The 26,357-nt window shown below is 63.7% G+C and carries 23 protein-coding genes and 1 pseudogene; 14 read left to right on the forward strand and 10 right to left on the reverse strand.

What is annotated here, in order from left to right; translation table 11 throughout:
- The first annotated feature begins 102 nt into the window (after positions 1-102).
- Together R4P65_RS24940 and R4P65_RS24945 are read left to right on the forward strand one after the other, a co-directional pair.
- Positions 103-1,299, forward strand: a complete 1,197-nt coding sequence (locus R4P65_RS24940) for an MFS transporter (protein WP_317828525.1) — start codon at positions 103-105, stop codon at positions 1,297-1,299.
- Positions 1,300-1,366: 67 nt separating this feature from the next.
- Positions 1,367-1,900 (forward strand): GNAT family N-acetyltransferase, encoded by a 534-nt coding sequence (locus R4P65_RS24945; protein ID WP_003942603.1) that lies wholly within the window; start codon positions 1,367-1,369, stop codon positions 1,898-1,900.
- A gap of 12 nt (positions 1,901-1,912) precedes the next feature.
- Here R4P65_RS24945 and zapE read toward each other — a convergent pair whose 3' ends face one another.
- Positions 1,913-2,929 carry a cell division protein ZapE gene (gene zapE, locus R4P65_RS24950; protein ID WP_230817231.1) on the reverse strand — a complete coding sequence of 339 codons (1,017 nt, stop codon included), beginning with the start codon at positions 2,927-2,929 and terminating at the stop codon, positions 1,913-1,915.
- A 43-nt stretch (positions 2,930-2,972) separates the two neighbouring features.
- Between zapE and R4P65_RS24955 the strand changes: the two genes are divergently transcribed.
- Genes R4P65_RS24955 through msrB form a run of 4 tightly spaced genes read left to right on the forward strand, consistent with a single transcriptional unit; the run spans position 2,973 to position 7,080 of the window.
- Positions 2,973-3,722, forward strand: a complete 750-nt coding sequence (locus R4P65_RS24955; RefSeq protein ID WP_317828526.1) for a pyrimidine reductase family protein — start codon at positions 2,973-2,975, stop codon at positions 3,720-3,722.
- 19 nt (positions 3,723-3,741) lie between these two features.
- Positions 3,742-5,295, forward strand: coding sequence for an alpha/beta hydrolase (locus R4P65_RS24960; protein WP_317828527.1), 1,554 nt, complete (start codon positions 3,742-3,744; stop codon positions 5,293-5,295).
- 60 nt (positions 5,296-5,355) lie between these two features.
- Entirely contained in the window at positions 5,356-6,639 is a 1,284-nt protein-coding gene (locus tag R4P65_RS24965; RefSeq protein ID WP_317828528.1) for a glycosyltransferase family 87 protein, read from the forward strand.
- A gap of 9 nt (positions 6,640-6,648) precedes the next feature.
- Positions 6,649-7,080 carry a peptide-methionine (R)-S-oxide reductase MsrB gene (msrB, locus tag R4P65_RS24970; RefSeq protein ID WP_214886482.1) on the forward strand — a complete coding sequence of 144 codons (432 nt, stop codon included), beginning with the start codon at positions 6,649-6,651 and terminating at the stop codon, positions 7,078-7,080.
- A 55-nt stretch (positions 7,081-7,135) separates the two neighbouring features.
- Here msrB and R4P65_RS24975 read toward each other — a convergent pair whose 3' ends face one another.
- From R4P65_RS24975 to hemE, 7 genes are all read right to left on the reverse strand, one after another.
- Positions 7,136-8,056 (reverse strand): hypothetical protein, encoded by a 921-nt coding sequence (locus R4P65_RS24975; protein WP_317828529.1) that lies wholly within the window; start codon positions 8,054-8,056, stop codon positions 7,136-7,138.
- The gene (locus tag R4P65_RS24980; RefSeq protein ID WP_317828530.1) at positions 8,056-8,367 is read right to left on the reverse strand and encodes a hypothetical protein; all 312 of its coding nucleotides are present in this window, start codon (positions 8,365-8,367) and stop codon (positions 8,056-8,058) included. The genes R4P65_RS24975 and R4P65_RS24980 overlap by 1 nt, the downstream gene beginning before the upstream one ends.
- Positions 8,360-8,833 (reverse strand): YbaB/EbfC family nucleoid-associated protein, encoded by a 474-nt coding sequence (locus R4P65_RS24985; protein WP_317828531.1) that lies wholly within the window; start codon positions 8,831-8,833, stop codon positions 8,360-8,362. The genes R4P65_RS24980 and R4P65_RS24985 overlap by 8 nt, the downstream gene beginning before the upstream one ends.
- A gap of 82 nt (positions 8,834-8,915) precedes the next feature.
- On the reverse strand, positions 8,916-11,192 hold the full coding sequence (locus R4P65_RS24990) for a molybdopterin guanine dinucleotide-containing S/N-oxide reductase (RefSeq protein ID WP_317828627.1): 2,277 nt from the start codon (positions 11,190-11,192) through the stop codon (positions 8,916-8,918).
- A gap of 54 nt (positions 11,193-11,246) precedes the next feature.
- Positions 11,247-11,942: a hydrogen peroxide-dependent heme synthase gene (gene hemQ, locus R4P65_RS24995; RefSeq protein WP_019748269.1), complete on the reverse strand. Its 696-nt coding sequence runs from the start codon at positions 11,940-11,942 to the stop codon at positions 11,247-11,249.
- Positions 11,929-13,308 carry a protoporphyrinogen oxidase gene (locus R4P65_RS25000; protein WP_317828532.1) on the reverse strand — a complete coding sequence of 460 codons (1,380 nt, stop codon included), beginning with the start codon at positions 13,306-13,308 and terminating at the stop codon, positions 11,929-11,931. Before R4P65_RS25000 ends, hemQ begins: the two co-directional genes overlap by 14 nt.
- A complete protein-coding gene (hemE, locus tag R4P65_RS25005; RefSeq protein ID WP_230817213.1) occupies positions 13,305-14,402 on the reverse strand; it encodes a uroporphyrinogen decarboxylase in 1,098 nt (365 codons plus the stop codon). The genes R4P65_RS25000 and hemE overlap by 4 nt, the downstream gene beginning before the upstream one ends.
- A gap of 168 nt (positions 14,403-14,570) precedes the next feature.
- Here hemE and R4P65_RS25010 point away from each other — a divergent pair, with 168 nt between their 5' ends.
- The 5 genes from R4P65_RS25010 (at position 14,571) to R4P65_RS25030 (ending at position 21,416) form a co-directional block, all read left to right on the forward strand.
- Positions 14,571-15,161: a DUF3000 domain-containing protein gene (locus tag R4P65_RS25010; RefSeq protein ID WP_003942604.1), complete on the forward strand. Its 591-nt coding sequence runs from the start codon at positions 14,571-14,573 to the stop codon at positions 15,159-15,161.
- Positions 15,162-15,220: 59 nt separating this feature from the next.
- On the forward strand, positions 15,221-16,627 hold the full coding sequence (locus R4P65_RS25015) for a wax ester/triacylglycerol synthase family O-acyltransferase (protein ID WP_317828533.1): 1,407 nt from the start codon (positions 15,221-15,223) through the stop codon (positions 16,625-16,627).
- Positions 16,628-16,638: 11 nt separating this feature from the next.
- Positions 16,639-17,928 (forward strand): ribonuclease D, encoded by a 1,290-nt coding sequence (locus R4P65_RS25020; RefSeq protein ID WP_317828534.1) that lies wholly within the window; start codon positions 16,639-16,641, stop codon positions 17,926-17,928.
- 161 nt (positions 17,929-18,089) lie between these two features.
- Positions 18,090-19,310 carry a thiolase family protein gene (locus R4P65_RS25025; protein ID WP_317828535.1) on the forward strand — a complete coding sequence of 407 codons (1,221 nt, stop codon included), beginning with the start codon at positions 18,090-18,092 and terminating at the stop codon, positions 19,308-19,310.
- Entirely contained in the window at positions 19,311-21,416 is a 2,106-nt protein-coding gene (locus tag R4P65_RS25030) for a 3-hydroxyacyl-CoA dehydrogenase NAD-binding domain-containing protein (RefSeq protein ID WP_317828536.1), read from the forward strand.
- Positions 21,417-21,482: 66 nt separating this feature from the next.
- On the opposite strand, the pseudogene R4P65_RS25035 reads toward R4P65_RS25030, so the two are convergent.
- Both R4P65_RS25035 and R4P65_RS25040 read right to left on the reverse strand, forming a co-directional pair.
- A pseudogene (locus tag R4P65_RS25035) lies at positions 21,483-22,546 on the reverse strand (GMC oxidoreductase).
- A gap of 118 nt (positions 22,547-22,664) precedes the next feature.
- Positions 22,665-23,216, reverse strand: coding sequence for a TetR/AcrR family transcriptional regulator (locus R4P65_RS25040; RefSeq protein ID WP_317828537.1), 552 nt, complete (start codon positions 23,214-23,216; stop codon positions 22,665-22,667).
- Between the two features lie 124 nt (positions 23,217-23,340).
- Here R4P65_RS25040 and R4P65_RS25045 point away from each other — a divergent pair, with 124 nt between their 5' ends.
- The 3 genes from R4P65_RS25045 to R4P65_RS25055 all read left to right on the forward strand — a co-directional run bounded on the left by R4P65_RS25045 (position 23,341) and on the right by R4P65_RS25055 (position 26,272).
- Positions 23,341-24,357 carry an iron-siderophore ABC transporter substrate-binding protein gene (locus R4P65_RS25045; protein WP_317828538.1) on the forward strand — a complete coding sequence of 339 codons (1,017 nt, stop codon included), beginning with the start codon at positions 23,341-23,343 and terminating at the stop codon, positions 24,355-24,357.
- A gap of 30 nt (positions 24,358-24,387) precedes the next feature.
- The gene (locus R4P65_RS25050; RefSeq protein ID WP_317828539.1) at positions 24,388-24,615 is read left to right on the forward strand and encodes a hypothetical protein; all 228 of its coding nucleotides are present in this window, start codon (positions 24,388-24,390) and stop codon (positions 24,613-24,615) included.
- Positions 24,616-24,829: 214 nt separating this feature from the next.
- On the forward strand, positions 24,830-26,272 hold the full coding sequence (locus R4P65_RS25055) for a sugar porter family MFS transporter (protein WP_317828540.1): 1,443 nt from the start codon (positions 24,830-24,832) through the stop codon (positions 26,270-26,272).
- Positions 26,273-26,357: the final 85 nt, after the last annotated feature.

Raw genomic sequence — 26,357 nt, forward strand, 5'->3', positions numbered from 1 at the left:
CAAAGAACCGTGCAAAACACGCAGCTTTGTTGGACACTCGACCAGTATCGAGATCCAGTACCGTTCGGCCCAACCGAACGGACGAGACAAAGGCCCTGCTTGATGACGGATAACACCCGCACCCTGACGAGGGCCCGGATCGCCACTTCGGTGGCCTTCGGACTTCAAGGATTTCTGCTCGCCGCCATTCTGACGCAGCTTCCGCAGTACAAGGACTTGTTCGAGCTGAGCGAGACGCTGGTGGTGGTTGCGGTTGTCACTGTGTCCGTCATCGCCGGCCTCGGCAGCGTGCTCGCCGAGATGCTGGCGGTGCGGACGTCGAGCAAGATGACTCTGCGAACCGGACTCGCCGTCATCGCAGTCTTCGGCGGGGCAACGGGAATTGCACCCAATGCGGCGATGTTCTTCGTCTTCCTGGCGATCTACGGCATCGGACTCGGCATGGTCGACGCAGCCGCCAACATGCAGGCGGTCTCGATTCAACACGCCAAGGGTCGCTTCATTCTCTCCTCGTTCCATGCTTCCTGGAGCGTCGGAGCGATTGTCGGCGCTCTCTTCATCTCAGCAACCGCCGGTCTCGAGATTTCGATCCGCGTGACGCAGGTGATTGCGGGAGTTGTTGTCGGACTGATGCTTCTGGCCTTCGGCCCGCAACTGTTGGATCGGTCCGAGTCTCCGGTTGCCGATGCAAACATCACGAGCACCGCGAAGTTCACCGTCCCTACCCGCGCCTTTGTCCTCCTCGGCGTCGCGATGGCTTTGTTCTATGCGATCGACTTCAGCGTCGGAAACTGGTCGACTCTCTACGTCAAGGACGAACTGCTCGCCGACGCCGGGACCGCTGCCCTGTCCGTGGCGGCGTACCAAATCGCCGCACTGATCGCACGACTGACCGGCGACTACTGGGTCGGGAAGTTCGGTGAGATCACCGTCGTGCGGATCGGCTCTCTCATCGGCGTAGTCGGTATGACAGTCGTTGTGCTCGCGCAATCACCCGCCGTTGCCATCGCCGGTTTCCTCATCGTCGGGCTCGGGGTACCGGTGATCGCTCCGATCTGCTTCAGCGCCGCCGGCCGGATGGCGCCCCCGGATCAGGTCGACGCGGTCATCGCACGCATCAACCTCTTCAACTACGTCGGCACCGTGGTCGGTGGTGGCATCGTCGGCGCAGTCGCTGCCTTCAGTGACCTCCGGATCGGGTTCCTGATTCCGTTGGCGTTCTGTGCGATCTTGATAGTTCTTGCTCCCGCGTTCGCGCCGAAACGAGCCACGGCTCCGGTCACCGAGAACGCCGCTTGAGCATTGCGCTCCAGGAAAGTGGTGTACTTGATCGACCGAACTGTGTGCGCGAGAGGTAGAAGCTGACGTGACGATCACCGTTGACCGGGCCGGAATCTGGGATTCCGAAGCAATCGCCGACGTGGCAGCGGTGACATTTCCATTGGCATGTCCGCCGGACGCGTCGGACGACGACATCAGCGCCTTCATCGACAACGTTCTCTCCGTCGACAAGTTCTCCGAGTACCTGACCGATCCGACGCGAACCGTTCTCAAGGTCATTCGCGACGGTTCGATCGTGGGCTACGCGATGCTTGTCGACGACGAGCCCGCCGACCCGGACGTCAAAGCTGCTGTGACTCTTCGCCCGACGACGGAACTGAGCAAGTTGTACGTGCTTCCGGGTAACCACGGGACCGGCGCGGCAGCATCCTTGATGGACGCCGTCGTCGACCACGCACGACGCAGCGGAAGTGCCGGAATCTGGCTTGGTGTCAATCAGGAGAATCTGCGTGCCCAGAAGTTCTACGCCAAGCACGGTTTCACCCAGGTCGGCACAAAGACTTTCCTCGTGGGCGCACAACTCCACCACGATTTCGTGATGGAGCGCCCCGTCAGCTGACAGGCGTGCCGATCAGCCGGCCGCGACCTCGAAACGAGAAAGTGCGAGCAGACGCGAGGTAGCGCGCAGGTACTTCTTCTTGTACCCACCGGCGAGCATCTCGGGAGTGAAGATCTCGTCGAGGCGTGCGCCGGAGACGGTGACCGGGATGCTCGCGTCGTACAAGCGGTCGGCGAGAACCACGATGCGCAGTGCTACGGACTGATCCGTTGCGGGGTGAACGCCGTCGATGAAGACTGCCTTCACACCCTCTACGAGCTTGTTGTACCGCGACGGGTGCAGTGTGCTGAGGTGCTTGCACAGCTCGTCGAAGTCGTCGAGCGTGGCACCGTCGATGGCGTCGGCCCGAGAAACCAACTCCTCCGACGTGACGGGCTCCGGTGCGGGCGGGAGGTCACGGTGACGGTAGTCGGGGCCGTCGACGCGAATCGTCTCGAAGATCGAACCGAGCTTCTTGATCTCACGCAGGAAGTCCTGAGCGGCGAAGCGACCCTCACCGAGCTGGCCGGGAAGCGTGTTCGACGTCGCAACGATGGACACGCCGCGCGCGGAAAGCTCCGAGAGGAGGCGGGAGACGAGCATGGTGTCGCCCGGATCGTCGAGCTCGAACTCGTCGATGCAGAGAACGCTGTGGTCGGCGAGCGCTTCGACGGCCTTGTTGAAGCCGAGAGCGCCGACGACGTGTGTCAGCTCGACGAAGGTTCCGAACGCCTTCGGCGACGGAACGCTGTGGAAGATCGATGCCAGCAAGTGCGTCTTACCGACACCGAATCCACCGTCGAGGTACAGGCCGGCGCCGGTCGCTTGGGTCTTCTTGCCGAACAGGCCGCGGCGTCCACCACTACGGATCTTGGTGACGCGCTTGGAGAATTCCTCGGCCTTGGCGACAGCAGCTGCCTGGCTCGGTTCCTTCGGATCAGGAATGTAGGACGCAAAACTCACCTCGTCGAACATTGCGGGAGGCACCATTTGAGCTACCAGTTGATCGGCGGGTACCACCGGGCTGCGATCGACAAGACGTTCATGCATCCGTCAAGGGTATCTACGTGATGTGATCTCTCATGTGCACCGTATGGATATTGCGACCTACTTCACACCAGGCCACGAGGACGAACTCCGCAGCCTGTACGCCTATCCGGAGAATCTCTCGCAACCCTGGATGCGTGTGAACTTCGTTTCCAGCATCGACGGGTGCGTCTCCGTCGACGGAGTGAGCGGCGGACTGGGCACACCTGCGGACAAGTCGGTATTCGGGATCATGCGCGAACTCTGTGACGTCGTCGTGGTCGGCGCAGGCACTGCGCGAGCCGAGAACTACGGGGGTGTGCAGATCTCGGACGCAGCCCGGGCCCGACGCACGGCCGGCGGCCTCGCTCCGGTGCCACCGATACTGGTCGTCTCGGCGCACGCGTCGATCGACCCTGACAGTCGACTCGTGCGGGATACCGAAATTCCACCGATCCTTGTTGTCGGTCGCGACGCGAACTCCGCGGCGATTTCGGCGCTGAGATCTGCCGGAGCGCAGGTGGAGGTGACGGACTCGCCGAACGTCAGCAGCGGCGACATCGACAGGGCCTTGTCGGTTCGCAATCTCCGTCGCGTGCTGTGCGAGGGCGGACCGTCACTTTTCGGGCAGTTGATCGAGGACAATGCAGTCGACGAACTCTGCATCACCACTTCGCCTCAACTGGTGGGCAGCAAAGTCGGCCGAATCTCACTCTCCCCCAACGCAATGCCCACAGCCATGCGCCCCGCGCACATCCTCGGCGATTCGGACGGCACGATCATCACTCGATGGGTTCGTCAGCAGCCACGTCGGTGAACCTGGCACTCTGGTCGGCATGCGCAGAGTTGCTTTGATGGCCGTCGTCCTCGCGACGTGTTGTGCGTGCGGCGCCGGACCTTCGCTTCGGCCCGCCGTCGCGGTCGAAGGCCGTACCGACGGCAGCCCGGCCCAGAGCGAGGGCCCGTCGCCCGATGCGCCGCCGGTTGTCCCTGGCGTCCCGACCGACGACCTACCGTGGCGAGACTGCACCGGCACGTCACTCGCCGACCAGGCTCTCACAGCGTCGAGCGCCGGAGTCATCCTCGAATGCGCAGAATTCAGTGCTCCCATCGACGTGACCGGCGCGATCGACGGCAACTTCACTGCCGGATTGACCCGCGCTCGCACGTCGTCGACGCCTGCCAACGCATATCCGATCGTGTTCACATCCGGCACCGACCGTTCGTCGGGAAACTCGCTCGCCATGCTCGCCGCATCCGGCTTGACGACGGTTCTCGCAGAACATCCCGTGGTTGCCCTCGATCGCCGCGGAATCGACAGGTCCACCGCAATCGACTGCATGACGCCGGAGATTCGGCGCGAACTTCACGATCTGGGCCAGTTCGACTCGGACACCACCGGTGACGCGGCCGATGCGGTCGCGGCCCTCGGTCACGACGCAACCATCGCCTGCACGGACTACCTCGACCCTCAAGAACTGAAGTTCGGCGCCGACTCCGCAGCCGAGGACATCGACGCCTTGCGCACTCGGTGGGGCGTCGAGACCATCGCTCTGTGGTCTGCAGGGTCCGGCTCGGACATCGCGCTGAGCTATGCGGCAGCCCACCCGAACAACCTCGCGAGATTGATCCTCGATTCTCCCGCTCCTGTAGCCACTGACGCTGCCACCGAAGCCGAGAGCCGCGTGCAGGGCGAGGAAGCGGCATTGACCGCGTTTGCTCAGCGATGTGTGGCGCTGGGGTGCTCGCTCGGACCTGATCCGAAAAAAGCGATCACCGACTTGATGGAGCGCGCTCGGGCCGATGAATTCCAGCCACTGTCCGCCGCTGCAGTGTCGAACGCGATTTCGGCGAGCCTGTGGACAGCCGGAACCAATCGTGAGCAAGAGACCCGCTCACTCGCCGACGCTCTGGCTGCGCTCGGTACCGGAAATGCTTCGCCGATTCGAGAGCGCGCAGCCCGGGCGGAGAACGAGGTGGACGGCGACGGCCAGTTCATCGGACGGTGCACCGACGGCATGCAATGGCCGGGGATCGGGCGTGTCCGCGAACTGGCGGACACGTGGAGCACCAACTATCCGGTATTCGGTCGAGAAGCCGCGCTCGGATTGCTCGCATGCGCCAGCTGGCCGTCGACCGCCAACTCTCCCCTGCCCAACCAGTTGAAGCCCGCCGTCCTCGTACTGAGCGGTCAGGGTGACCCGGCCGTCGGGAACTCCGGACTCTCGACCGTCACCGGCGTCGTGACCAACGCGGGGTCGCGCTTCGCAACCCTGGACTGGCAGGGTGCGGGTCACCCCGCGGCACAATCCACGTGCGCTCAGCAGGCGATGAGGGCATACCTCACCGACGCCTCCCTGCCCAGCAACGGAAGCGTGTGCCCGGCCTGACTCGGGCGCTCGTCCACCACGACCGAAAAGGGGTGCATCCCCCGATCACACCCTGCTCCGGTGTACCGTGCCGAAGTGTTCCTTCGACAGCTCGAGCCGCGTACCGGGCGGACAACCCAACAAGTCGTCAACTTCGTTTTGTGGCCGATCGCCGTGATGACAGTGCTCAATCGTGTCATCGTGACCGCAGTCAACGGCGCCATCACCGATGACTTCCGGCCGGTCTACAACGCCGCGCTGGCGTTCTGGAACGGTCGCGACGTCTACACCGCAGATTTCAACTCGGTAGACCCCCATTACCTGTACCCACCATCGGGTTCGTTGTTGATGGCGCCCCTGGCGATCCTCGATCCCGAGCGCTCGCGGTGGCTGTTCATCGGTGTCAATGCCGTCGCCGTCCTCGTGGCTCTCTACCTGCTGTTGCGCCTGTTCGACCTGACGATCAGTTCCATTGCGGCGCCGATTCTCGTGCTCGGTGCTTTCATGTCGGAGACGGTCACCAACACGTTGGTGTTCACCAACATCAATGGTCTCGTGCTGCTCGGCGAAATTGCCTTCCTCCTGCTGCTGATGCGCAAGAAGGATCTGTGGGCCGGCGCCGCGATCGGGCTCACCATCGCAGTGAAACCCACTCTCGCGCCGCTGCTCCTACTGCCACTCGTTCGCGGCCAGTGGAAGGTGTTCGTCACCGCCCTGGGCATCCCGTTCATTCTCACCGTCGTGGCGTGGCCACTGGCGTCGGATCCGATGGACTTCGTCCGCCGCACCGTGCCGTACCTACTCGAATCGCGTGACTACTTCAACAGTTCGATTGTCGGAAACGGCGCTTACTTCGGCCTGCCCGAGTGGCTGATCCTGCTGCTTCGCGTCGTGTTCGCCGCCATGGTCGCAGTCTCTCTGTGGCTGCTGTACCGCTACTACCGCAACGACGAACTCTTCTTCCTCACCACCGCAACCGGTGTGATCATGACCGCATCGTTCCTGCTGCCCTCGCTCGGCCAGATGTACTACTCGATGATGCTGCTCCCGCTCCTGATGTCCGTGGTGCTCAAGAACTCGGTCATGCGGAACTGGCCGGCCTGGCTCGCCGTCTACGGCTTCATGACTTTCGACAGCTGGTGGTCGAACCGCTGGCCGACCTTCGGCCGGGCCGCCGAATACACCAAGAGCACCCTCGGCTGGAGCCTTCTGCTGATCGTGATCTTCTGTGTCCTCGGATACCGGTATCTGGTCGCGCGTCGAGAGGGCCGCTTGGATCGGGGAATCGATCCCGCGTACCTCCTCGATCCCCCACTCGATACCGTCTCACCTGCCGACGAAGCCGAAACGGCGACAAAGCATTAGCGTGGAGGCATGAGTTCTTCACACGATGGCATCGACAGCACACCTGAGGTCACGTACACCGAGAGCGAGTGGCGCGAAAAGCTGAGTCCGGAGGAGTTCGCGGTTCTGCGCCAAGCCGGCACCGAACGCCCCTTCGTCGGCGAATACACCGACACCACCACGGAAGGTGTTTACTCCTGCCGGGCGTGCGGAGCCGAACTGTTCCGCAGCACCGAGAAGTTCGAATCGCACTGCGGGTGGCCGTCCTTCTTCGATCCGGCGGATTCGGATGCCGTGATCCTGAAGGAAGACAGCTCACTGGGGATGCGCCGCGTCGAGGTCATCTGCAAGAAGTGCCACAGCCACCTGGGCCACGTCTTCGAGGGCGAGGGATACCCGACGCCGACCGATCAGCGGTACTGCATCAACTCGATCTCGCTGGTACTCAAGCCTGCTGAGTAAGCAGTCCGTGGGCTACCCCGTGGTACGGGAGTAGCCCACGGTTCGAGACTTCGACTCAGAAGTCCCAGTTCAGCGCAGTCAGGCTCAGACCGGCCGCATTCAGGTCCTCGTTGCGAGCGACAAGACCGTCTTTGACGGAACCGATCCCGCCACCGATCGCGCCGGACGTGATGTCCGTCAGTGAGGCGTCGCCGCCCGTGACCTCCTTCGTCACGATCGCAGCGGACGCTCCCGAGACCGCGTCGTCGAAGGCGCCTCGCGCGATTTGCTGCAACCTCGAACCGGTCGGAAGCGGGTTCGGGTCCGGCCCGACACGATCCGGCGTCGTCTTCAATCCTCCGTTCGCGAGTCCCTTGATGAAACCGTCGCGTCCTTCGGTCACGACCTTGCCACCGTCGATCGACCGGCGGTGATCCATCGACATCTGACCCAGTTGAATGGCGAGACCTGAGAAGACGGCTGCCGCAGCTTCCACTGCCGCGGCCTCGATCACTCGCATCAACAATTGCTGCAACAACATTCGGACCGTGAGGGTTGTTGCCACCTCAGCCGCCACGACCCCGGCGGCACTGACACCCAACGTCGGGACAGCGGCCGCCACCATGGCCGCAATCTCGAGCGCCAGTGCGCTCAGCGCCGCGAGGATCGACAGTTTGGTGTACTCGATGTCCGTGCCTGTATCGGTGCACGACCGGCCCAGTTCGGCTGCAGCAGAGGACAACCGCTCGAAGACCTCCGCAACTCCCCCGGCCTCCGACCAATACCGAGACAACGAGTCGCCGGCTTGACCGTCGATCGATGCCAGTACCGCCTGCAATCCGTAACCACCGGCAGCGGCCGAAGCCTCGATCCGATCAGCCGCACCTGACCAGGCATCCCCCAATCGCCACAGTGCCGTTTCGTCTCCTTGCGGCCAGTCGCTACCCACCGCGACCGACGCAACCGCCTGTAACCATCCCGGAATCTCGAGTCCCATCAGAGCCCACCCGCCATGTCGTCGGCGAGCGAGGAGTCGATCGATTCGAAACGATCGGCGATCTCGATCAGCGTGGCGGTCAATTCGCGCAGCGCGCCCGCGACCAGCGTCATCCCACCGACCGCTGACGCCGAACCGGGAACATATGCGCCCGAGAATGCGGTTCCGAACTCGTCGCCTCTCCAGCAACCCTCTTCGGCGGCGACCACTGCGTCGAGAGCGCTCCGCGCCTCGTCGAGATCGGCAGCGACCACCTCGAAGGCTGGTGCAGCACTTTTCATCGCGGCTACGTCCACACCCAGTTCAGACATTGCCGGAGCTCCTCAGAACGGTGCGGTCCCAGCGTTCGTCGCCGGAGACCGGTACAGACGTCGGACGAGGCTCGAGAATCTCGCGCAATCCGAGCACACCCGGAACCAGGTCCGGCAAGTCGATTCTGGCCGCCTCCGTGAACGGCTTCGTCATCTCGACAACCTGTCGGCGCATGTCTTCTGCCGCAGACGTGGCCGTAGCCAGAATCAGATTCCCCAACGCTGCCGCCGAATGCTTGCCGTAAGAACCCCCCGACAGGGTGACTCCCACAACTGCCCCCGAAGCGTCTACGACAATTTCCACGCAGCCGTCACTCGAACGCGCGCTCGCCGTGGATCGGGTGATCCTCACCTGCAAGCCCGCCAGCGATCGCGTTCGCTCCAACAGAACGTCCTGCATCGAATCTATCTGGGCCCGAAGAACTTCGACTTGCCCCCGCATCGAACCAACATCCGCTGCACTCACGATGGCCCCCACCTTCGATCGATCGTGGCACCTGATTCAGGCGCTCACGAGGTTCGACGCGAGAGGTGGCCGATCGGTTCCGTCAGCGCGAACGAAGCACCGGCGGGTCGAACGCCTTGACCGGCGGCAGGGCCCCTTCGAATTTCTCGATCTGCACCAGAACGTGCTGTCCAGTGCAGCCGTGCGAAAGTGACGACGTACCGATGTCCGGTGTCAGAACGTTGGGATTGCCGTGCACACACATGGCGTCGGGATCGGCAGGATCGAGCGGGTCGTACCACGCACCGGTGGACAGTTGGACGACATCGCTCCGCAAATCCGAATCGACGATCACACCAGCAAGGCACGCCCCGCGATCGTTGAACACGCGCACCACGTCTTCGGCCGACACGCCGCGCGCGGCCGCTGCATCGGGGTGCATACGAATCGGCTCGCGTCCCTGGATCTTCGACGCCTGGCTTGCAGCGCCGTGATCGAGTTGGCTGTGCAGCCGCGACTTGGGCTGGTTGGCGATCAGGTGAAGCGGGAACTGCGAGGCACGCGGGCCACCCAACCACTCGTCGGGCTCGTACCAGCGCGGATGGCCGGCGCAGTCGTCGTAGCCGAAGGACTCGATCGTCTCGGAGAAGATCTCGATCTTCCCACTGGGAGTCGAGAGCGGATACTTCTCGGGATCCTCACGGAAGTCGCCGAAGAGCACGAGGTTGTCTTCGGTTCGCATCCGGTAGTGCCCGTCTGCCCAGAAATCCTCGAACGTCGGCGTGTTGCCGCCGTCTGCATCGACAAACGGCCGCCATTGACTGTAGAGGTGCTCGATCCACTCCTGTGAGGATCGCCCCTCGGTGAACTGTTCCCCGAATCCGAGCGCAGAAGCCAGATCGGCAAACGTGTCGTAGTCGTCACGCGAGTTCTCGAAAGGTGGAACGACCTGCTGCATCGCGACCAGAAGCGGGTCGTTTCGAGTGCAGCTCAGGTCATTTCGTTCGAGCGAGGTGGTCGACGGGACAACGATGTCGGCGCTGCGAGCCATCGGCGTCCAGTACGGATCGTGAACGACGATCGTGTCCGGCCGTGCAAACGCGCGTCGCAGCCGCGGGAGATCCTGATGGTGATGGAAGGGATTGCCACCGGCCCAGTAGACCAACCGGATGTCGGGATAGGTCAGGCGTCGGCCGTCGTAGTCGAACTCCTCCCCGGGCGAGAGCAGCAGATCGGAAATCGCGGCTACCGGTATGAAATCCGACACCGGATTCAGACCTTGGGAAAATGTCGGCAACGGGTACGGGACCGGGGCTAGACCGGGTTCGTTCATCGAACCGTAGCCGTGCCCGAAACCGCCACCCGGAAGACCGAATTGGCCGAGCATCGCTGCAAGTGTGACGCCCATCCACGGCGCTTGCTCACCGTGTTTGATGCGTTGCAACGACCACGTGACGGTCACCAGCGTCCGGCCCGACGCCATTCTCCGAGCCAGGTCGGTGATGAACTCGGCAGGCACCCCCGAGACCTTCTGCGCCCAGCGGGGATCCTTGGGGACTCCGTCGGTCCGTCCGAGCAGGTATTCCTCGAAGCGTTCGTAGCCGACGCAAAAGCGGTTCAGGAATTCGCGATCGTGCAAGTTCTCCGACGCCAGGACAAAAGCCAGTGCAAGCATGATCGCCACGTCGGTTCCCGGAACGGGTGCGACCCACTCGCAGTCGCCATCGACATCGTCACGCAGCGGACTGAACGAAACGATCTTTCCGCCGCGGGCCCGAAACGCGTCGAGCGCCCCGAGCGTCGGATGATCGCTCGTACCACCGGCATTGACGCCGGTGTTCTTGATCGGCACGCCCCCGAACGAGACGAGGAGATCGGAATGCTTCGCGATGACGTCCCACGACGTGGAGCGCGCGAAGATCTTCCAGTGCGTTCCGACCACACGCGGCATGATGACGCCGGTGGCGCCGAGCGAGTAGCTGTGGACCGACTTGGTGTATCCACCCAGCTGATTCAGAAATCGGTGAACTTGGCTCTGCGCGTGATGGAATCGACCGGCGCTGGCCCAGCCGTACGAGCCACCGAAGATCGCGTTGTTTCCATGTGTGTCGACCACGCGACGCAGTTCACGCGATAGCAGTTCTGTCAGCTCGTCCCAGGAGACCGAGACGAATTCGTCGGCTCCACGTTGGTCGCTGGGACCCGGTCCGTTCTCGAGCCAACCTCGGCGCACCGCCGGGCCCGAAACGCGAGCTCGACTGCGCACCGAACCGGCGAGGTTCCCGAGCATCGGCGAAGGATTCGAATCACCCTCGTACGGATGCACTGCGGTCACCTCGCCGGCGACCGACTCGGCGGTGAACATTCCCCAATGGGACATGTGTTGACGACGCCGGTTCGGTGCAGTTGTCACAGAAATTACTTTCGAGGTAGATCAGGGAAGGGAAAGAACCAACTTCTCGATGTCCACGCGCGGCCCGGTGAAGAACGGCACCTCTTCGCGAACGTGCAAGCGAGCTTCGGTGGCGCGCAGATCACGCATCAGGTCGACGATACGAATGAGTTCGGGTGCTTCGAACGCGAGGATCCACTCGTAGTCCCCCAGAGCGAAGGCGGGGACCGTGTTGGCGCGAACGTCCTTGTACGAACGAGCAGCCATACCGTGATCGGCGAGCATCTTGCGACGCTCCTCGTCGGGGAGCAGGTACCACTCGTACGAGCGGACGAACGGGTAGACGCAGATGTAGTCGCCCGGATCCTCACCCGCGATGAAGGAGGGCACGTGGCTCTTGTTGAACTCCGCGGGGCGGTGCACCGCCGAGTTACTCCAGATCGGGGCACTCGCCTGTCCGAGGACCGTGGTGCGACGGAAATCCGCGTACGCGGCCTGCAGCTCCTCGATGCTGGCCGCGTGGGTCCAGATCATGAAGTCCGCGTCGGCGCGCAAGCCGGCGACGTCGTAGATGCCGCGAACCACGACGCCCTTGTCTTCGAGACCCTCGAAGAACAAGCGGGCGTCCTTGACCGCAGCTTCCCGATCATCGCCCAGCACACCGGGTTCCACCTGGAACACGGAGAACATGAGGTATCGGATTTCAGAGTTCAGTTTGTCGAAATCAAGGCGTGCCATGCGTCCATCGTGCCACTCGCTCGAATATCCGTGTAGCCGCCGTCGTGCCGACTGCGACACACGCCGGAACCCCGACGCCGTGCAGCCATGACCCGGCCACTTCGAGACCGTCGAACTGCGTCATCTCGGACTCGATTTCAGCCACGATTTCCGTGTGACCTGGGGCGTACTGGGGAAGACCTCCGTGCCACCGCTGGACGAAGCTGGCTCCTGGCCTCTCGGTGATTCCGGTCACGACCTCGAGATCGGCCCGCGCGAGATCGATCAGTTCCCCGTCCGGCCGGTCGACGACCTCCGATGCGCCGAATCGGCCGAACGACACCCGAACGAGATGCTCTCGGCGATCAGCGAGGTGCGTCCATTTTCGACTCGACAACGTGAACGCCTTGGCGGTCAGGTCGGCGTCGGTGGCAACAAGAATCCCCGAATTCTGCGGAAGATCGACCTTGCCGGACAGCCGGAGCGCCACCACCGCGGACGATGCCAGTTCGATCCGCGCAGCGATCCTCGCGATCTTCGGATCAACTCCGGCCAACAGCGTCGCTGCACGCGGCGCCGGGACCGCCAGAATGACCGCGTCGACGCTGCCGAGCGGATCGACGTTCCAACCCGTCCCGTCCCGGCGTAACCCTGAAGCCTCTCCGCGGACGAACTTCGCGTCGGCGGCCTCCCACAGCGCATCGAGCAAGACACCGTAACCGCCCCTGAGCGCTCCGAACACCGGTCCGGGTGCAGGTGTCGGCAACGCAGCCGCGACTGCATCCGTGAGGCTCTGAGCCCCGGCATCGAGCGTCGCAGCGAGCGTCGGTAGTGCTGCGCGGACACCGATGGTCTCCGCCAGCCCCGAGTACACCCCACCCAGAAGCGGATCCACCGATCGGCTGACCACCTGATCACCGAATCGCTGCGAAACCAATTCGGCAACACTGCAATCGGAACCGCGGGTCCACTCGAACGGGACGTCCGGCTCGGCCGCTATGCGCGCCAGAGTCTGCTCGTCGACAAGATCTCGCACCGACTCCGCCGACGCCGGGATTCCCATCAGGGTTCCGGTGGGCAACCGATTCAGTGAGCCCTGCGACCAGATCAACGGGCTCAGGCCAGCGGGATAGACGATCTGATCAGTCAGTCCCAGCTCGGCGAGAAGCGCAGGAACCTCGGGCCGACGGGCGATGAACGCCTCGGCACCGATGTCGATCGGGCCGCCGCCCAGATCGATTGTTCGCAGCTTCCCGCCCAGTCGCGGCGAGTCGTCGACGACCGTGATGTCGGCATCGGAACCCAGGCTGCGGCGAAGCCGGTACCCGGCAACCAGACCGGAGATTCCGCCTCCGATCACCGCAACCGACGGCCGAGTGGTCGTCACAGCGAGTGCACCAGCTCCACCGCCGCGGTGATCGCCGAGGGATCGGTGTCGGGAAGTACGCCGTGGCCGAGATTGAAGATGTGGCCGATGGCACCGGCTTCGATCGCGCGATCCCCTTCGGCGGCGATCCGTCGTACCTCGCGATCGATCACCTCGGGTCCGGCGAACAGGACGGCGGGATCGAGGTTGCCCTGGAGCGCCTTGCCCGGACCGACACGACCAGCCGCGACGTCGAGCGGGATTCGCCAGTCGACACCCACGACGTCGGCGCCGGCCTCCCCCATCGCGCCGAGGAGTTCACCGGTTCCGACACCGAAGTGGATGCGCGGAACGCCGGCAGCGGCAACCTCGGCGAATACGCGCTCGGAATGCGGGAGAACAAATTCCCGGTAGTCGGCCAGCGAGAGTGCGCCAGCCCACGAGTCGAACAACTGGACTGCGTCGACACCTGCCTTGAGCTGCGCTTGCAGGAAGCAGATCGTGGTGTCGGCCAAGCTTCCGAGCAACGCGTGCCAGGTCTTCGGGTCGGAGTGCATGAGCGCTTTGGTCTTCTCGTGGTTCCGGCTCGGACCGCCCTCGACCAGATACGACGCCAACGTGAACGGCGCTCCGGCAAAACCGATCAGCGGAGTCGAGCCCAACTCGGCGGTGAGAAGCCGAACGGCCTGCGCGATTGCGCCTACCTCTTCGGGGACCAAACGCGGGAGTGCTGCGACGTCGGCGACGGAGCGAATCGGATTGGCAACCACCGGTCCGACGCCGGCAACGATGTCGAGATCGATTCCCGCGGCTTTGAGCGGAACAACGATGTCCGAGAACAGGATTGCCGCGTCCACGTCGTGACGGCGCACCGGCTGCATCGTAATCTCACAAACCAGCGCCGGATCGAAACATGATTCCAGCATGCCGATCCCCGCGCGGATCTCGCGGTACTCGGGCAACGAACGCCCGGCCTGGCGCATGAACCACACCGGCCGTCGACTCGGAGTGCGTCCGGTCGCCGCGGCAAGCAACGGTGCGTCGGGCAAAACTCGCCGAGCACTGTATTCCGCCGACCCGGTGGTGCCTGAATTCATGTTGTCCAACCCGCTCATCAGTCCTCGCGCTCTCCGCCAACGTGTGTCTTCGATCGACTCAATGCTGCCATGCCCCACACTCCGGATCGGACACCCGAGCGGTTCGTGAGCGCCCCCACACCCGAGCCACTCTCGGTCGGCGCGCCTCCACCTACCCGCCCGCATCCCCGACTAACGTCCTGACCTGTGACGACATCCGGATCGACAGCCGACCCGGCCGAGTTCCGTGCCGCCGTGGAGGCGATGACCGCTGCGCGGGTTCGGCCCGAGATAGAGGTCGGTCCCATCCGTCCGCCGCAACGTCTCGCTCCGTACAGCCACGCTGTGGGGGCGGAGGTGCTGCATCCGGACTCCGACGTCGTGGCAGAGCAGTCCGAAGGTGACGCTTTCGGCCGCCTCATCCTGCTGTTCGATCCGGACGGCGACGAGGCGTGGAACGGCACCATGCGGTTGGTCGCCTATATTCAGGCCGATCTCGACGAAGCTGTCGCCGCGGATCCACTACTCCCCGAAGTAGCCTGGAGTTGGCTGGTGGACGCATTGGAAGCGGGGCCGGAACCTTTTGTCGCCCTGGGCGGCACGGTCACGGCCACGACATCGGTGCGTTACGGCGACATTGCCGGGCCGCCCCGAGCCCATCAGCTCGAACTCCGAGCGTCCTGGACTGCAACTTCGTCCGAACTGGCTCACCACGTCGAGGCTTTCTGTGAAGTTCTCGCCTATGCCGCGGGACTTCCTCCCGCCGGGATAACCACGCTGTCGCGGCAGAACGACTGACTCCGCTGCTCGTTTGAGCATTCCGCCGGAAAATACTAGAACCTGTTCTAAAATGAGTCATGCAACGTCTCAGCGGACTCGACGCGACCTTCCTCTACTTGGAAACACCGACCCAGCTATTGCACGTTTGTGGACTTGTCCTGCTCGACCCCACGACCATCCCGGGCGGTTACGACTACCGGAAGCTGCTTCGCGAGTTGGACTCGCGGATGGCGACCATGCCGACCTTCCGGCGCAAGCTCAAGGATTCGCGCCTCAATCTCGACTACCCGGTGTGGGTCGACGATCACGATTTCGACATCGAGCGGCATTGCCATCGGACCGCGGTACCCGCGCCAGGCACCCACGCGGAACTGGCGGAACTCTCCGGGCACATCGCCAGCCAGCCATTGGACCGGTCGCGTCCGCTGTGGGAGATGTGGGTCATCGAGGGACTCGCCGACGGACAGATCGCGGTCATGTCGAAGATCCATCACAGCGCCGCTGACGGCATAACCGGCGCAAACATCCTGGCTCAGCTATGCAGCCTCGAACCGGATTCAGCAGCCTTGGTGGACCCCGACGCTCAGGGCGCGGGCGACGCAGGAACGCTGGACATCGCGATCGGTGGGCTCATGGCCGTGATTGCACGGCCCGCACGAATTGCCCGATTAGTTCCCGGCGGAATCGCCATGCTTCCCAAGTGGGTGACGCGCGCACGGAAGGGTGAAGCCATGCCTGCACCGTTCACCGCGCCGCGAACCTCGTTCAACGGCGCTATCACCGGTCACCGCAACGTCGCGTTCAGCCAGCTCGATCTCGCGAAGGTCAAAGCCGTCAAAGACCGTCATGGCGTGAAGGTCAACGACGTGGTTCTCGCGCTCTGCGCCGGAGCATTGCGTAAGTATCTGGAGGACCGGGACGAACTGCCGGAGGATTCCCTCGTCGCCATGGTGCCGGTGTCTGTCCACGGCAAATCCGATCGGCCGGGCACGAACCAGATCTCGGGCATGTTCACGCAACTCGGCACCCAGATCGCCGATCCGGTCGAACGCCTGCACGCGATCAGCGATTACAACGCCACCTCGAAGAACCACAACGAAGCACTGGGGGCGAACATGCTTCAAGACTGGTCGCAGTTCGCATCGCCGGCAGTGTTCGGCGCTGCCATGCGCGTGTACTCGTCACTCAAACTTGCCGAACGTCACCCCGTCGTGTCCAACCTGGTGGTCTCCAACGTGCCAGGGCCGCCGGTCCCGCTCTACTTCCTGGGCGCGCAGATCAAAGGAATGTTCCCACTCGGTCCGATCTTTCACGGGGCGGGCCTCAACGTGACGGTGATGTCGCTCGACGGAAAACTCGACGTCGGCATTGTCAGTTGCTCTGATCTGGCACCCGAATTAGACCAGCTCGCGCAAGGTTTCGGGGCAGCTCTCGACGAACTGTTCGAGGCTGAGGTGACAACCACTGTCCCCACTGCGACGTAGAGTCAGTGACCATGTCCGAAGTCACCGATGATGCTACCGAGCCCACCTCCGACGTAGTTCCGCTGCTCGTACCTCGTGACGGAGTTCCGGAAGTCATCACCACTGCCGCCGGCGTCGCGGGCGCCGCAGCCGCGCTGGCTTCCGGCCACGGCCCGCTCGCCGTGGACGCCGAGCGGGCATCCGGATTCCGCTATTCGGCACGGGCGTACCTGATCCAGCTCCGACGCGAAGGCGCAGGATCGTTCCTGCTCGATCCGATTCCGACGGCGCAGGATCTACAGCCGTTGGCCGAGGCGATCAATCCGTTGCAATGGGTGTTGCACTCTGCGGATCAAGATCTCCCCGGCCTCGCCGAATTGGGCCTGACACCGGCGGAACTCTTCGACACCGAACTGGCCGGACGACTGGCGGGTTTCGAGCGAGTCGGGCTGGCCGCGATAGTGGAGCGAACCCTGCGGGTGGAACTTCGCAAGGGGCACGGCGCTGCCGACTGGTCGACGCGCCCACTGCCGGACGCGTGGTTGAACTACGCCGCCCTCGACGTCGAAGTACTTCTCGAGCTGCGCGACGCGATGGAGGCCGAACTCGAATCCCAAGGCAAGCTCGAGTGGGCGAAGGAAGAGTTCGAGTACATCCGTCTGGCCGGCCCGCCCAAGCCCAAGCCTGACCGTTGGCGTCGTACGTCGCACATCACCTCACTCAAGACCACCCGTCAGTTGGCGGCGGTACGGGCGCTGTGGCAGGCACGTGAGGATCTCGCACGCAAGCGCGACGTGTCGCCGAGTCGGGTTCTTCCTGACTCCGCCATCATCGATGCCGCTCTCAAAGATCCTCAGTCGTTGGACGCGCTCCGCTCGCTTCCCGTCTTCGGCGGACCACGTCAGCGCCGTTATTCACGCGTGTGGATGGACGCACTGGAAGCGGCGCGCAGGCTCCCCGAGTGTGAGCTTCCACCGAAGACTCCGCCGATCGTCGGGCCACCGGCCGCCGGTCGCTGGGCCCGCCAGGATCCGGCGGCAGCCGACCGGTTGACGGCGGCGCGCGCAGCACTGTCGGACCTGAGCAAAGAGGTTTCGGTACCGGTCGAGAATCTGCTCCAACCCGACCTGGTCAGGCGCCTGTGCTGGGACTGGAAATTGGAACCCGACTCGGACATCGCCGAAGTCGAGAGTGCAATCGAGACCAAGCTCACTTCCGGCGGCGCACGTGGCTGGCAACGCACTTTGACGGTTGCCGTCCTCGCCGAGGCCCTGAACTCCGTGGTCCCGGCCGAGCCCGAAGAGGAAGAAACAGAATCCTGAGCTGACCCCGGTGTGGGGTTGGAGCAATTCGGCACGTTAAGTTACCGGTCAGTAATGGGCAGTAGTACGCTCGATACGAGGCCGGACGCCTGGCCGTGATCGCCGAACCAACGTCTCACCGCACTTCGGAGTGGTGGGCAGCTCCATCAGGAGGAATTCGCGTGGCTCCATCCACAAACAACCAACGCAACGTCGTCTTCGTCGACGGCATTCGCACCCCGTTCGGCAAGGCCGGCCCGAAAGGCATGTACGCCGACACGCGCGCAGACGATCTCGTCGTCAAGGCGATTCGTGAGCTGCTTCGCCGCAATCCGCAGCTCGATCCCGCACGGATCGATGAAGTGGCTGTCGCAGCCACCACGCAGACCGGTGACCAGGGCCTGACCATCGGCCGCACCGCTGCGATCCTCGCCGGTCTCCCCGAAACCGTTCCCGGATTCGCCATCGACCGCATGTGTGCCGGCGCGATGACCGCCGTCACCACCACCGCGTCGGGCATCGGCTTCGGCCAGTACGACGTCGTGATCGCCGGTGGCGTCGAGCACATGGGCCACCACCCGATGGGTGAGGGCGCAGACCCCAACCCGCGTTTCCTCGCCGACCGCCTGGTCGATCCGAGCGCCCTCGTGATGGGTAACACCGCCGAGAACCTGCACGACCGGTTCCCGACCATCACCAAGGAACGCACGGATGCATACGCCGTCGGCAGCCAGAACAAGTACGAGGCTGCCAAGAAGGCCGGCTTCATCGCCGACACCTTGGTCCCCGTCGCCACTCGCAGTTCCGCGGGCTGGGGTCTGGCCACCGAGGACGAGCCGCCGCGCCCCGGAACCACCGTCGAAGATCTTGCGAAGCTCAAGACTCCGTTCCGCCCGGCCGGACGCATCACCGCCGGTAACGCCGCCGGACTCAACGACGGCGCCACCGCCGCCCTGCTCGCCGGTGAGGACACCGCAGCAGAACTCGGCCTGCCGGTCGGCATGCGCATGGTCGGGTTCGCCTACCAGGGCGTCGACCCCGCCGTCATGGGCATCGGCCCGGTTCCCGCCACGGAGAAGCTCCTGGCCCGCACCGGCCTGAAGATCGAGGACATCGGACTCTTCGAGATCAACGAGGCGTTCGCCGTCCAGGTCCTCGCGTTCCTCGAGCACTACGGAATCGCCGACGACGACCCACGCGTCAACCAGTGGGGCGGCGCCATCGCGTGTGGCCACCCCCTCGCTTCCTCGGGCGTTCGTCTGATGACCCAGCTCTCCCGCCAGTTCGCGACACGCCCCGACGTGCGCTACGGCTTGACCACCATGTGCATCGGCCTCGGTATGGGCGGCACCGTCATCTGGGAGAACCCGAACCACGCTGACTACCAGGCAGGAGTCAACTAAATGTCTGATATTGCAACAGCATTCGCCGACGAGGTCGTCACGAACGCCTACACCAAGATCATCTCGGTTCCCGGTATCGAGGGCCCGTTTGCACTGATCACCCTCGACAACGGCTTCGACCACACCAAGCCATCGTCCTTCGGTCCCGGCGGACTCGCAGCTTTCGACGCTGCCCTCGACGAAGCCTTTGCCGCCAACCCGGTTGCCGTCGCGGTCACCGGCAAGCCCTTCATCTTCGCCGCCGGCGCGGACCTCAAGGGTGTTCCCGCGATCACCTCGCGTGAGCAGGGACTCGAGCTGGGCCGCTTGGGCCACAAAGTGTTCCGACGCCTACGTGAGTCCTCAGTTCCCACGTTCGCCTTCATCAACGGCGTCGCCCTGGGCGGCGGCCTCGAAGTCGGCCTCCACAGCCACTACCGCACGGTTGCCGCCAACGCGGGCGCGCTAGGCCTTCCAGAAGCATTCCTCGGTCTGGTCCCCGGTTGGGGCGGAACGCAACTGCTCCCCAACCTGGTCGGCCCGTCCAACGCCGTCACCGTGGTGATCGAGAACTCGCTGAACCAGAACAAGGTGCTCTCCCCCAAGAAGGCACTCGAACTCGGCGTCGTCGACGTCGTTCTCGATTCTGCCGACTTCATCGAGCAGTCCCTCGCCTGGGCGTCGCAGGTCCTCGCCGGCACCGTCACCCCCGCTCGCCCCGAGATCGATCGTGGCCAGGGCTGGGACGACGCGATCGCTCGCGCGAAGGCGATCGTCGACGGCAAGACCAAGGGCAATGCACCCGGCGCTGTCAAGGCCGTCGAGCTGCTCGAACTGGCTCGCAGCACCGACATCACCGATGCCGCTTCGCTCGACAAGGGCTTCGCGGCCGAGGACGAGGCTCTTGCCGACCTCCTGCTGACGGACGAGCTCCGTGCTGGTCTGTACGCCTTCGATCTGGTGAACAAGCGCGCCAAGCGTCCCGCCGGAGCACCCGATCGCTCACTCGCTCGCAAGGTCAGCGGCGTCGGCATCGTCGGTGCCGGCCTCATGGCGAGCCAGCTCGCGCTGCTCTTCGTCCGCCAGCTCAAGGTGCCGGTCATCTTGACCGACATCGACCAGGAGCGCATCGACAAGGGTGTCGGCTACGTCCACACCGAGATCGAGAAGCTTCAGGGCAAGGGACGCTTGTCCCCCGACGCCGCGAACCGCCTCAAGGCACTCGTTTCCGGCTCGCTCGACAAGGCCGCGTTCGCCAAGACCGACTTCGTCATCGAAGCCGTCTTCGAGAACATGGACGTCAAGAAGAAGGTCTTCGCGGAACTCGAGCAGTTCATCGCTCCCGAAACCATCCTCGCGACCAACACCTCCTCGCTCTCCATCACGGAGATGGCGTCCGGGCTCGCGCATCCAGAGCGCGTGGTGGGCTTCCACTTCTTCAACCCGGTGGCCGTGCTTCCCCTCCTCGAGATCATCAAGGGCGAAAAGACCGACGACGCAACTCTCGCAACGGCTTTCGCGACCGCGAAGTCGCTGAAGAAGTCCGCCGTCCTCTGCGGCGACAAGGCCGGATTCGTCTTCAACCGCCTCGTCACCCGCACCTTGGGTGAGGTCATGTCCGCTGTCGACGAAGGCACCCCCTTCGACGTCGCAGACAATGCGATCGCCGAACTCGGTATGCCGATGTCGCCGTTCACGCTGCTGGCTCTCGTCGGACCCGCAGTGGCACTGCACACCGGCGAGACCCTGCAGGAGTCGTACCCGGACCGGTTCAAGAGCTCACCCGGACTCGAAGCACTCGTCGAGGCCCGCAAGCCCGGCGTGTGGACCTGGGGCGAGAACGGTCAGGCCGTCGACCCCGAGGTTGCCGCACTGTGGCCGCAGGGGGACAAGGCGTCCACCTCGGAAGAGGTCCTAGAGCGCACACGTCGCGCGTTCGCCGAGGAAATTCAGATCATGCTCGACGAGGGCGTCGTAGCGGCGGCCGAGGACATCGACCTCTGCCTGCTGCTCGGCGGCGGATTCGGATTCTGGAACGGCGGTATCACGCCGTACCTGGACCGCACCGGTACCTCCGAGGCTGTCAACGGCAAGCGCTTCCTCGCGCCCGGTGTTGCCAGCGTCTGAGAAAGTCGATAGACCCGTCGCGGACGGCGCGCCTTCGGGTACGCCGTCCGTGACGTTTGCGCAGGCTCAGAAGAGTGTTCCCACATCGTCTTTCACGATGTTCTCGAGCGCGCGCTCCGCCACTGCGGCGATAGTCATCGACGTATTGCACGCGGCGGAGTTTCCCGGCAGCAGAGCACCGTCGAGCACGTACAACCCCCGCTGGCCGAGAACCCGACCGTCGAGGTCGCACACCGAGTTCATGCAGGCACCGCCGAGGGGATGCCACGTGGACGGCAGTATCGCGTTCGTGTCGGTGAGTAGACCGCCTGCCGCGATCTGGTGGGCCGCCGGCCCGATGTGGCCTTGCTGGATCGCCGAATCCCCGTCCTTCGGCCAACGGAGCACCGCCTCACCCCGCGCTGAGTCGTACACGAACCGACCTCGGTCGCTGCTCACACCGAATCCGACCATCACCGTGCTGTGGGCGTCGAACGCCACGGGAGGGAACGACGCCTGTATGACGGTGAACGCGCTGAGCGGGTCCTCCCAGTTTCGGCTGCCGTAGACAACAGGCCCGCCCTGGGTGGCACCGAAGTTCTCGGCGAGATCCGACGAGATGTAGATCCGGTCGGCATTGGTCCCCCACCCCGCGCCGAGCTCGTCCGGTAGGTCGGTGATCCGCCCCGTTGCCGCGGCGCGGACCAGGAGTTTGGTGGTGTTCATGCTGCCGGCAGCCATCACCAGCGCATCCGTCGTCACGATCTTGTTCTCGAGAACCGTGCCGGCAATATCGGTCCGGTCCACGTGCACGCGCCACCGCCCGTCAGCTGCCCGTTCGACGTCGGTGACCTGGGGTTGGACTGATACCAGAGGATGTGCTTGTCCGGGCGTGCAGGATGCGGAAAAGTTTCGGCATTCGGCCCCGTCTGCCACCGAATCGCTCTCTCCAGCAGGGTGACCGGAACCCCGGCCTCGGCCAGGCGCAGGGCCGTCACCCCGCCCCCGAAACCTGAGCCGACTACCACGACGCGGTGCTCTTCACGTGTCAGCGGAACCCCGGTTGCAGCCTTGGCAGTGCGTGGCGCCATCATCGCAACTCCCACGGCGGCCGTACCGGCCAAGAACGATCTACGTTTCACTCCGGACATGACTGGTGCTCCTTCGAAGAATGTCGCCAGAGAATTCCGGGCACGCCAAAGCTAGACACTCTCGCAATAACTAGACACTCTCGCAATAAAGTGTCAAGGCATTGATCACAACGACAATCTACGAGGTCGATCGCATCGCGGGTCCAAGCCATCGCCCGAGAAAGGCCCGCAGGGAGTCGTCGGAATGGACGAGTTCACTGTCGAAAGCAATAACCGAAAGCCCCAGGCGCACGGCAATTTCCACTATCTCACCCAACTCCGCCTCCGTGACGAGACCACGTTCGACCATGGGAGCGAGCATCTGACCAGCGAAAGGTATTGCTCGACTCATCATTTCGAGATCGAAGACGGGATTTCCACGCTCGGCCAAGAGCAGTGTCGCCAGAACCGGGTGAGCACGCACGGCAGTTCGCGCGGCAACGATGAATTCGACGACATAGTCACACGCCGTGTCGACCGACTCCACCTGTGCCGTAATCTCCCCGAGAACCTCGATGGCGAGACCGCCCATCGCCTGGGAGACGACCTCTTCACGCGTACCGAAAATCGAGTACACCGTCTGTCGCGATACACCGGCCGCGGTGGCAACTGCGGCAATGTTCACAGCCTCGAATCCGCCACCTTCGATCAGTCCGAGAGCGGCGGCGAGAATCTTCTGCTGTGATCGCACAAGGAACGTATCGCCCACCGAAACCGCGCAACAGGAAACACGATCTAGATTCGACTCCCACCTGCATAAACGGCGCAATCGGTTTCGTTTGGCTGCCGAAATTCAGTAGGTTAGGCTGCCCTTCATGAAAACATCTGTTCGGGGCTTCGCCGCCCTCGGTGCGGCTGCCATCGCAGTCACGGCACTCGTCTCTTGCTCCTCGGATTCAGACACATCCACGACATCCCAAGGTGCGGACGGATTCCCCGTCAGCATCGAGAACACATTCGGCACGACGACGATCGAATCCAAGCCCGAACGGCTGGTCACTCTCGGCTGGAACGCACAGGACATCCTGTACGCACTCGATCTCACTCCGGTCGGACAGCCCAAGTACACCTACGGCGCGGACGACAACGGCGTCATGCCGTGGGCGCAGGACTACTTCGACGCGGACAAGACCACACTCTTCGACATGCCGGCGAGCGGCGAGCCGCCGGTCGAGACCATTGCGTCATTGACACCGGATGTGATCCTGGCGCCGTACGAGGGCTTCGAAGAGTCCGTCTACAACCAGCTGAGCAAGATCGCACCGACGGCTGCCTACCCCGGCGCAGCGTGGCAGACGAACTGGCAGGACCAGACCCGTATCGTCGGCAAAGCCGTCGGTAAGAGCGAAGAGGCCGAAAAGCTCGTCGACGGCCTCGACACAACTCTCGCCGATACCGCTGCAGCCCACCCGGAGTTCGCCGGAAAGACAATTGCAGTGGTTAACTTCGACACCGATTCGAGCAACATCAACGTCTACCTGCCCACCGATCCGCGTGTCCAGGTGCTGACGGAACTCGGATTCGTCAATGCGCCCGGCGTCGAGAAGCTCGCGGCGGACAACGCAGGCGGAACCTTCTTCAAGACGATCTCCTACGAGAATATCGCCGACATCGATGCCGACGTGATCGTCGGCTTCACCGACGGCTCCGGCGATCCGTCCGGCATCCCTGCGGTCGGCGGGCTCGACGCGGTCAAGCGCGGATCTACCGCCTTCCTCAGCGACACCCGCGTCATCGGTGGACTGAGCAACGTCAACGTCCTCAGCACGCCGTGGGTACTCGGCCAGATCACACCGGCGTTGAGCGAAGCCGCAAAGCGCACGACCGCCTAGTAACGGGGTCTCCCCGACACCCTCTCCGGCGTGATCCGGATCGAACGTCTCGCCGGAGAGGGATACGCCGTCGGCACCAAGTGGCGTGAAACTCGGAAGATGATGGGCAAGGAAGCAACCGAAGACATGTGGGTCACCGAGGTCGAGGCTCCCTCCCGCACGGTCGTCAAAGCCAACTCCCACGGCATGAACTACACGAGTGGGTTCACCCTGAAGCCTGACATCGCGACAAAAGCCGAGCGCCTCGCGGGCAAATAAACCGCTCTCAACTGCATCATTCTTATTGTTTGCATGATCACTGCAATCAATACTCCATCTCTGCGACCGGTTGATTCGACCTCTGAATGGACTCAGCTGGATAACGGCGCGTGAGTCCCCGCCAAATCTGCCCCGGTGGGCGTAGCGTGCAGAGTGCTCGCGGATGGATCGACGCATCGGGGTGTCGACCGTAGGGCCTTTTGAGGGGGCAGGAATGGCATTCAGCGGAACCGCCGCCGGCGGTGGAACCGGCGCTACTCGCGCCGACGTCGGGCATGCAGTGCTCTTCGCCGGCGCCGCCGCGCTCGGCGGTTTTCTGTTCGGATACGACACCGCCGTCATCAACGGGGCAGTCGGTGCGATCCGGGACAAGTACGACATCGGCGCCTCGGGCACCGGGCTCACGGTCTCACTGACCCTGCTCGGCGCAGCACTCGGCGCCTGGATCGCAGGCACACTCGCAGATCGCCTCGGCCGAATCCGCGTCATGCAGATAGCCGCGGTGTTGTTCATCATCGGCGCCGTCGGTTCCGCAATTCCGTTCAGCGTCTACGACCTCACCTTCTGGCGAGTGGTCGGCGGCCTGGCAGTGGGCTTCGCATCCGTCATCGCCCCGGCCTACATCGCCGAGATCTCCCCCGCCGCGATACGCGGTCGCCTCGGTTCGATGTACCAATTGGCGATCGTTCTCGGAATCGCTGTATCGCAGTTGGTCAACTACGCACTCCAAGCCGCGGCCGGTGGCGATCGCAATCAGATCGCTGGTCTCGAAGCCTGGCAGTGGATGTTGATGCTCGAGGCCGTTCCCGCAGTCCTGTACCTGATCATGACAACCACGATTCCGGAGTCTCCACGATTCCTGGTGGCGCAAGGCAAGGACGATCGTGCACGCAAGATCATCTCCGATCTCGAAGGCGGAGATCACGACGCCGTCACCGTGCGCATGAACGAGATTCGCGATTCACTCAGCGAGAAACAAGCCAAAACCACGGTGCGTCAACTCTTCTCGAAGCGGCTCGGCGTATCCCATCTGGTCTGGGTCGGCATCGCGCTCGCCGCACTGCAGCAACTGGTCGGCATCAACGTGATCTTCTACTACTCGAGCACCCTGTGGCAGGCAGTTGGCTTCGGAGCCGATCGCTCGCTGCTCATCAGCGTCGTGAGCGCCCTGGTCAACATCGTCGGTACGTTTGTCGCCATCGCCGTCATCGATCGCGTCGGGCGGAAGCCGCTGCTCCTAGTCGGCTCTATCGGCATGGCCATCTCGCTGGGCACCGCAGCGTTCTGTTTCCATTCGGCAACAGTGACGAAAAACGAGATCGGTGAATCCGTAGCGACGCTTTCCGGCGCCAACGCCACGATCGCACTCATCGGAGCCAACGCGTTCGTCTTCTTCTTCGCTTTGTCCTGGGGTCCCGTGGTTTGGGTACTGATCTCCGAAATGTTCCCGAACCGGGTACGCGCCGCTGCAGTCGGAATCGCCACCGCCACCAACTGGGTCGCGAACTTCCTGGTGTCCTGGACGTTCCCGGCCCTGGCCGATTGGAATCTGTCCTACACCTACGCCGGATACGCCGTCATGGCGCTACTGTCGCTGTTCGTCGTCCTGAGGTTCGTGAAGGAAACGCGAGGCAGCACACTCGAATCCGTCCAGTAGCGAGATCTCGCGGTTTCACACCGAAAAGCGGTGGCCCTCGGATTGATCCGCGGGCCACCGCTTTTCGAGATTATTGTGAGACGAG

The organism is Rhodococcus sp. IEGM 1318, assembly GCF_033142465.1.
Taxonomy (GTDB): Bacteria; Actinomycetota; Actinomycetes; order Mycobacteriales; family Mycobacteriaceae; genus Rhodococcus_F; species Rhodococcus_F qingshengii_B.

Coding starts and splice junctions, on each gene's coding strand:
- R4P65_RS24940 (WP_317828525.1), top strand. CDS start 103: ATGACGGATAACACCCGCACCCTGACGAGGGCCCGGATCGCCACTTCG.
- zapE (WP_230817231.1), bottom strand. CDS start 2,929: ATGCATGAACGTCTTGTCGATCGCAGCCCGGTGGTACCCGCCGATCAA.
- R4P65_RS24955 (WP_317828526.1), top strand. CDS start 2,973: ATGGATATTGCGACCTACTTCACACCAGGCCACGAGGACGAACTCCGC.
- R4P65_RS24960 (WP_317828527.1), top strand. CDS start 3,742: ATGCGCAGAGTTGCTTTGATGGCCGTCGTCCTCGCGACGTGTTGTGCG.
- msrB (WP_214886482.1), top strand. CDS start 6,649: ATGAGTTCTTCACACGATGGCATCGACAGCACACCTGAGGTCACGTAC.
- R4P65_RS24975 (WP_317828529.1), bottom strand. CDS start 8,056: ATGGGACTCGAGATTCCGGGATGGTTACAGGCGGTTGCGTCGGTCGCG.
- R4P65_RS24980 (WP_317828530.1), bottom strand. CDS start 8,367: ATGTCTGAACTGGGTGTGGACGTAGCCGCGATGAAAAGTGCTGCACCA.
- R4P65_RS24990 (WP_317828627.1), bottom strand. CDS start 11,192: ATGTCCCATTGGGGAATGTTCACCGCCGAGTCGGTCGCCGGCGAGGTG.
- hemQ (WP_019748269.1), bottom strand. CDS start 11,942: ATGGCACGCCTTGATTTCGACAAACTGAACTCTGAAATCCGATACCTC.
- hemE (WP_230817213.1), bottom strand. CDS start 14,402: ATGAGCGGGTTGGACAACATGAATTCAGGCACCACCGGGTCGGCGGAA.
- R4P65_RS25015 (WP_317828533.1), top strand. CDS start 15,221: ATGCAACGTCTCAGCGGACTCGACGCGACCTTCCTCTACTTGGAAACA.
- R4P65_RS25020 (WP_317828534.1), top strand. CDS start 16,639: ATGTCCGAAGTCACCGATGATGCTACCGAGCCCACCTCCGACGTAGTT.
- R4P65_RS25030 (WP_317828536.1), top strand. CDS start 19,311: ATGTCTGATATTGCAACAGCATTCGCCGACGAGGTCGTCACGAACGCC.
- R4P65_RS25045 (WP_317828538.1), top strand. CDS start 23,341: ATGAAAACATCTGTTCGGGGCTTCGCCGCCCTCGGTGCGGCTGCCATC.
- R4P65_RS25055 (WP_317828540.1), top strand. CDS start 24,830: ATGGCATTCAGCGGAACCGCCGCCGGCGGTGGAACCGGCGCTACTCGC.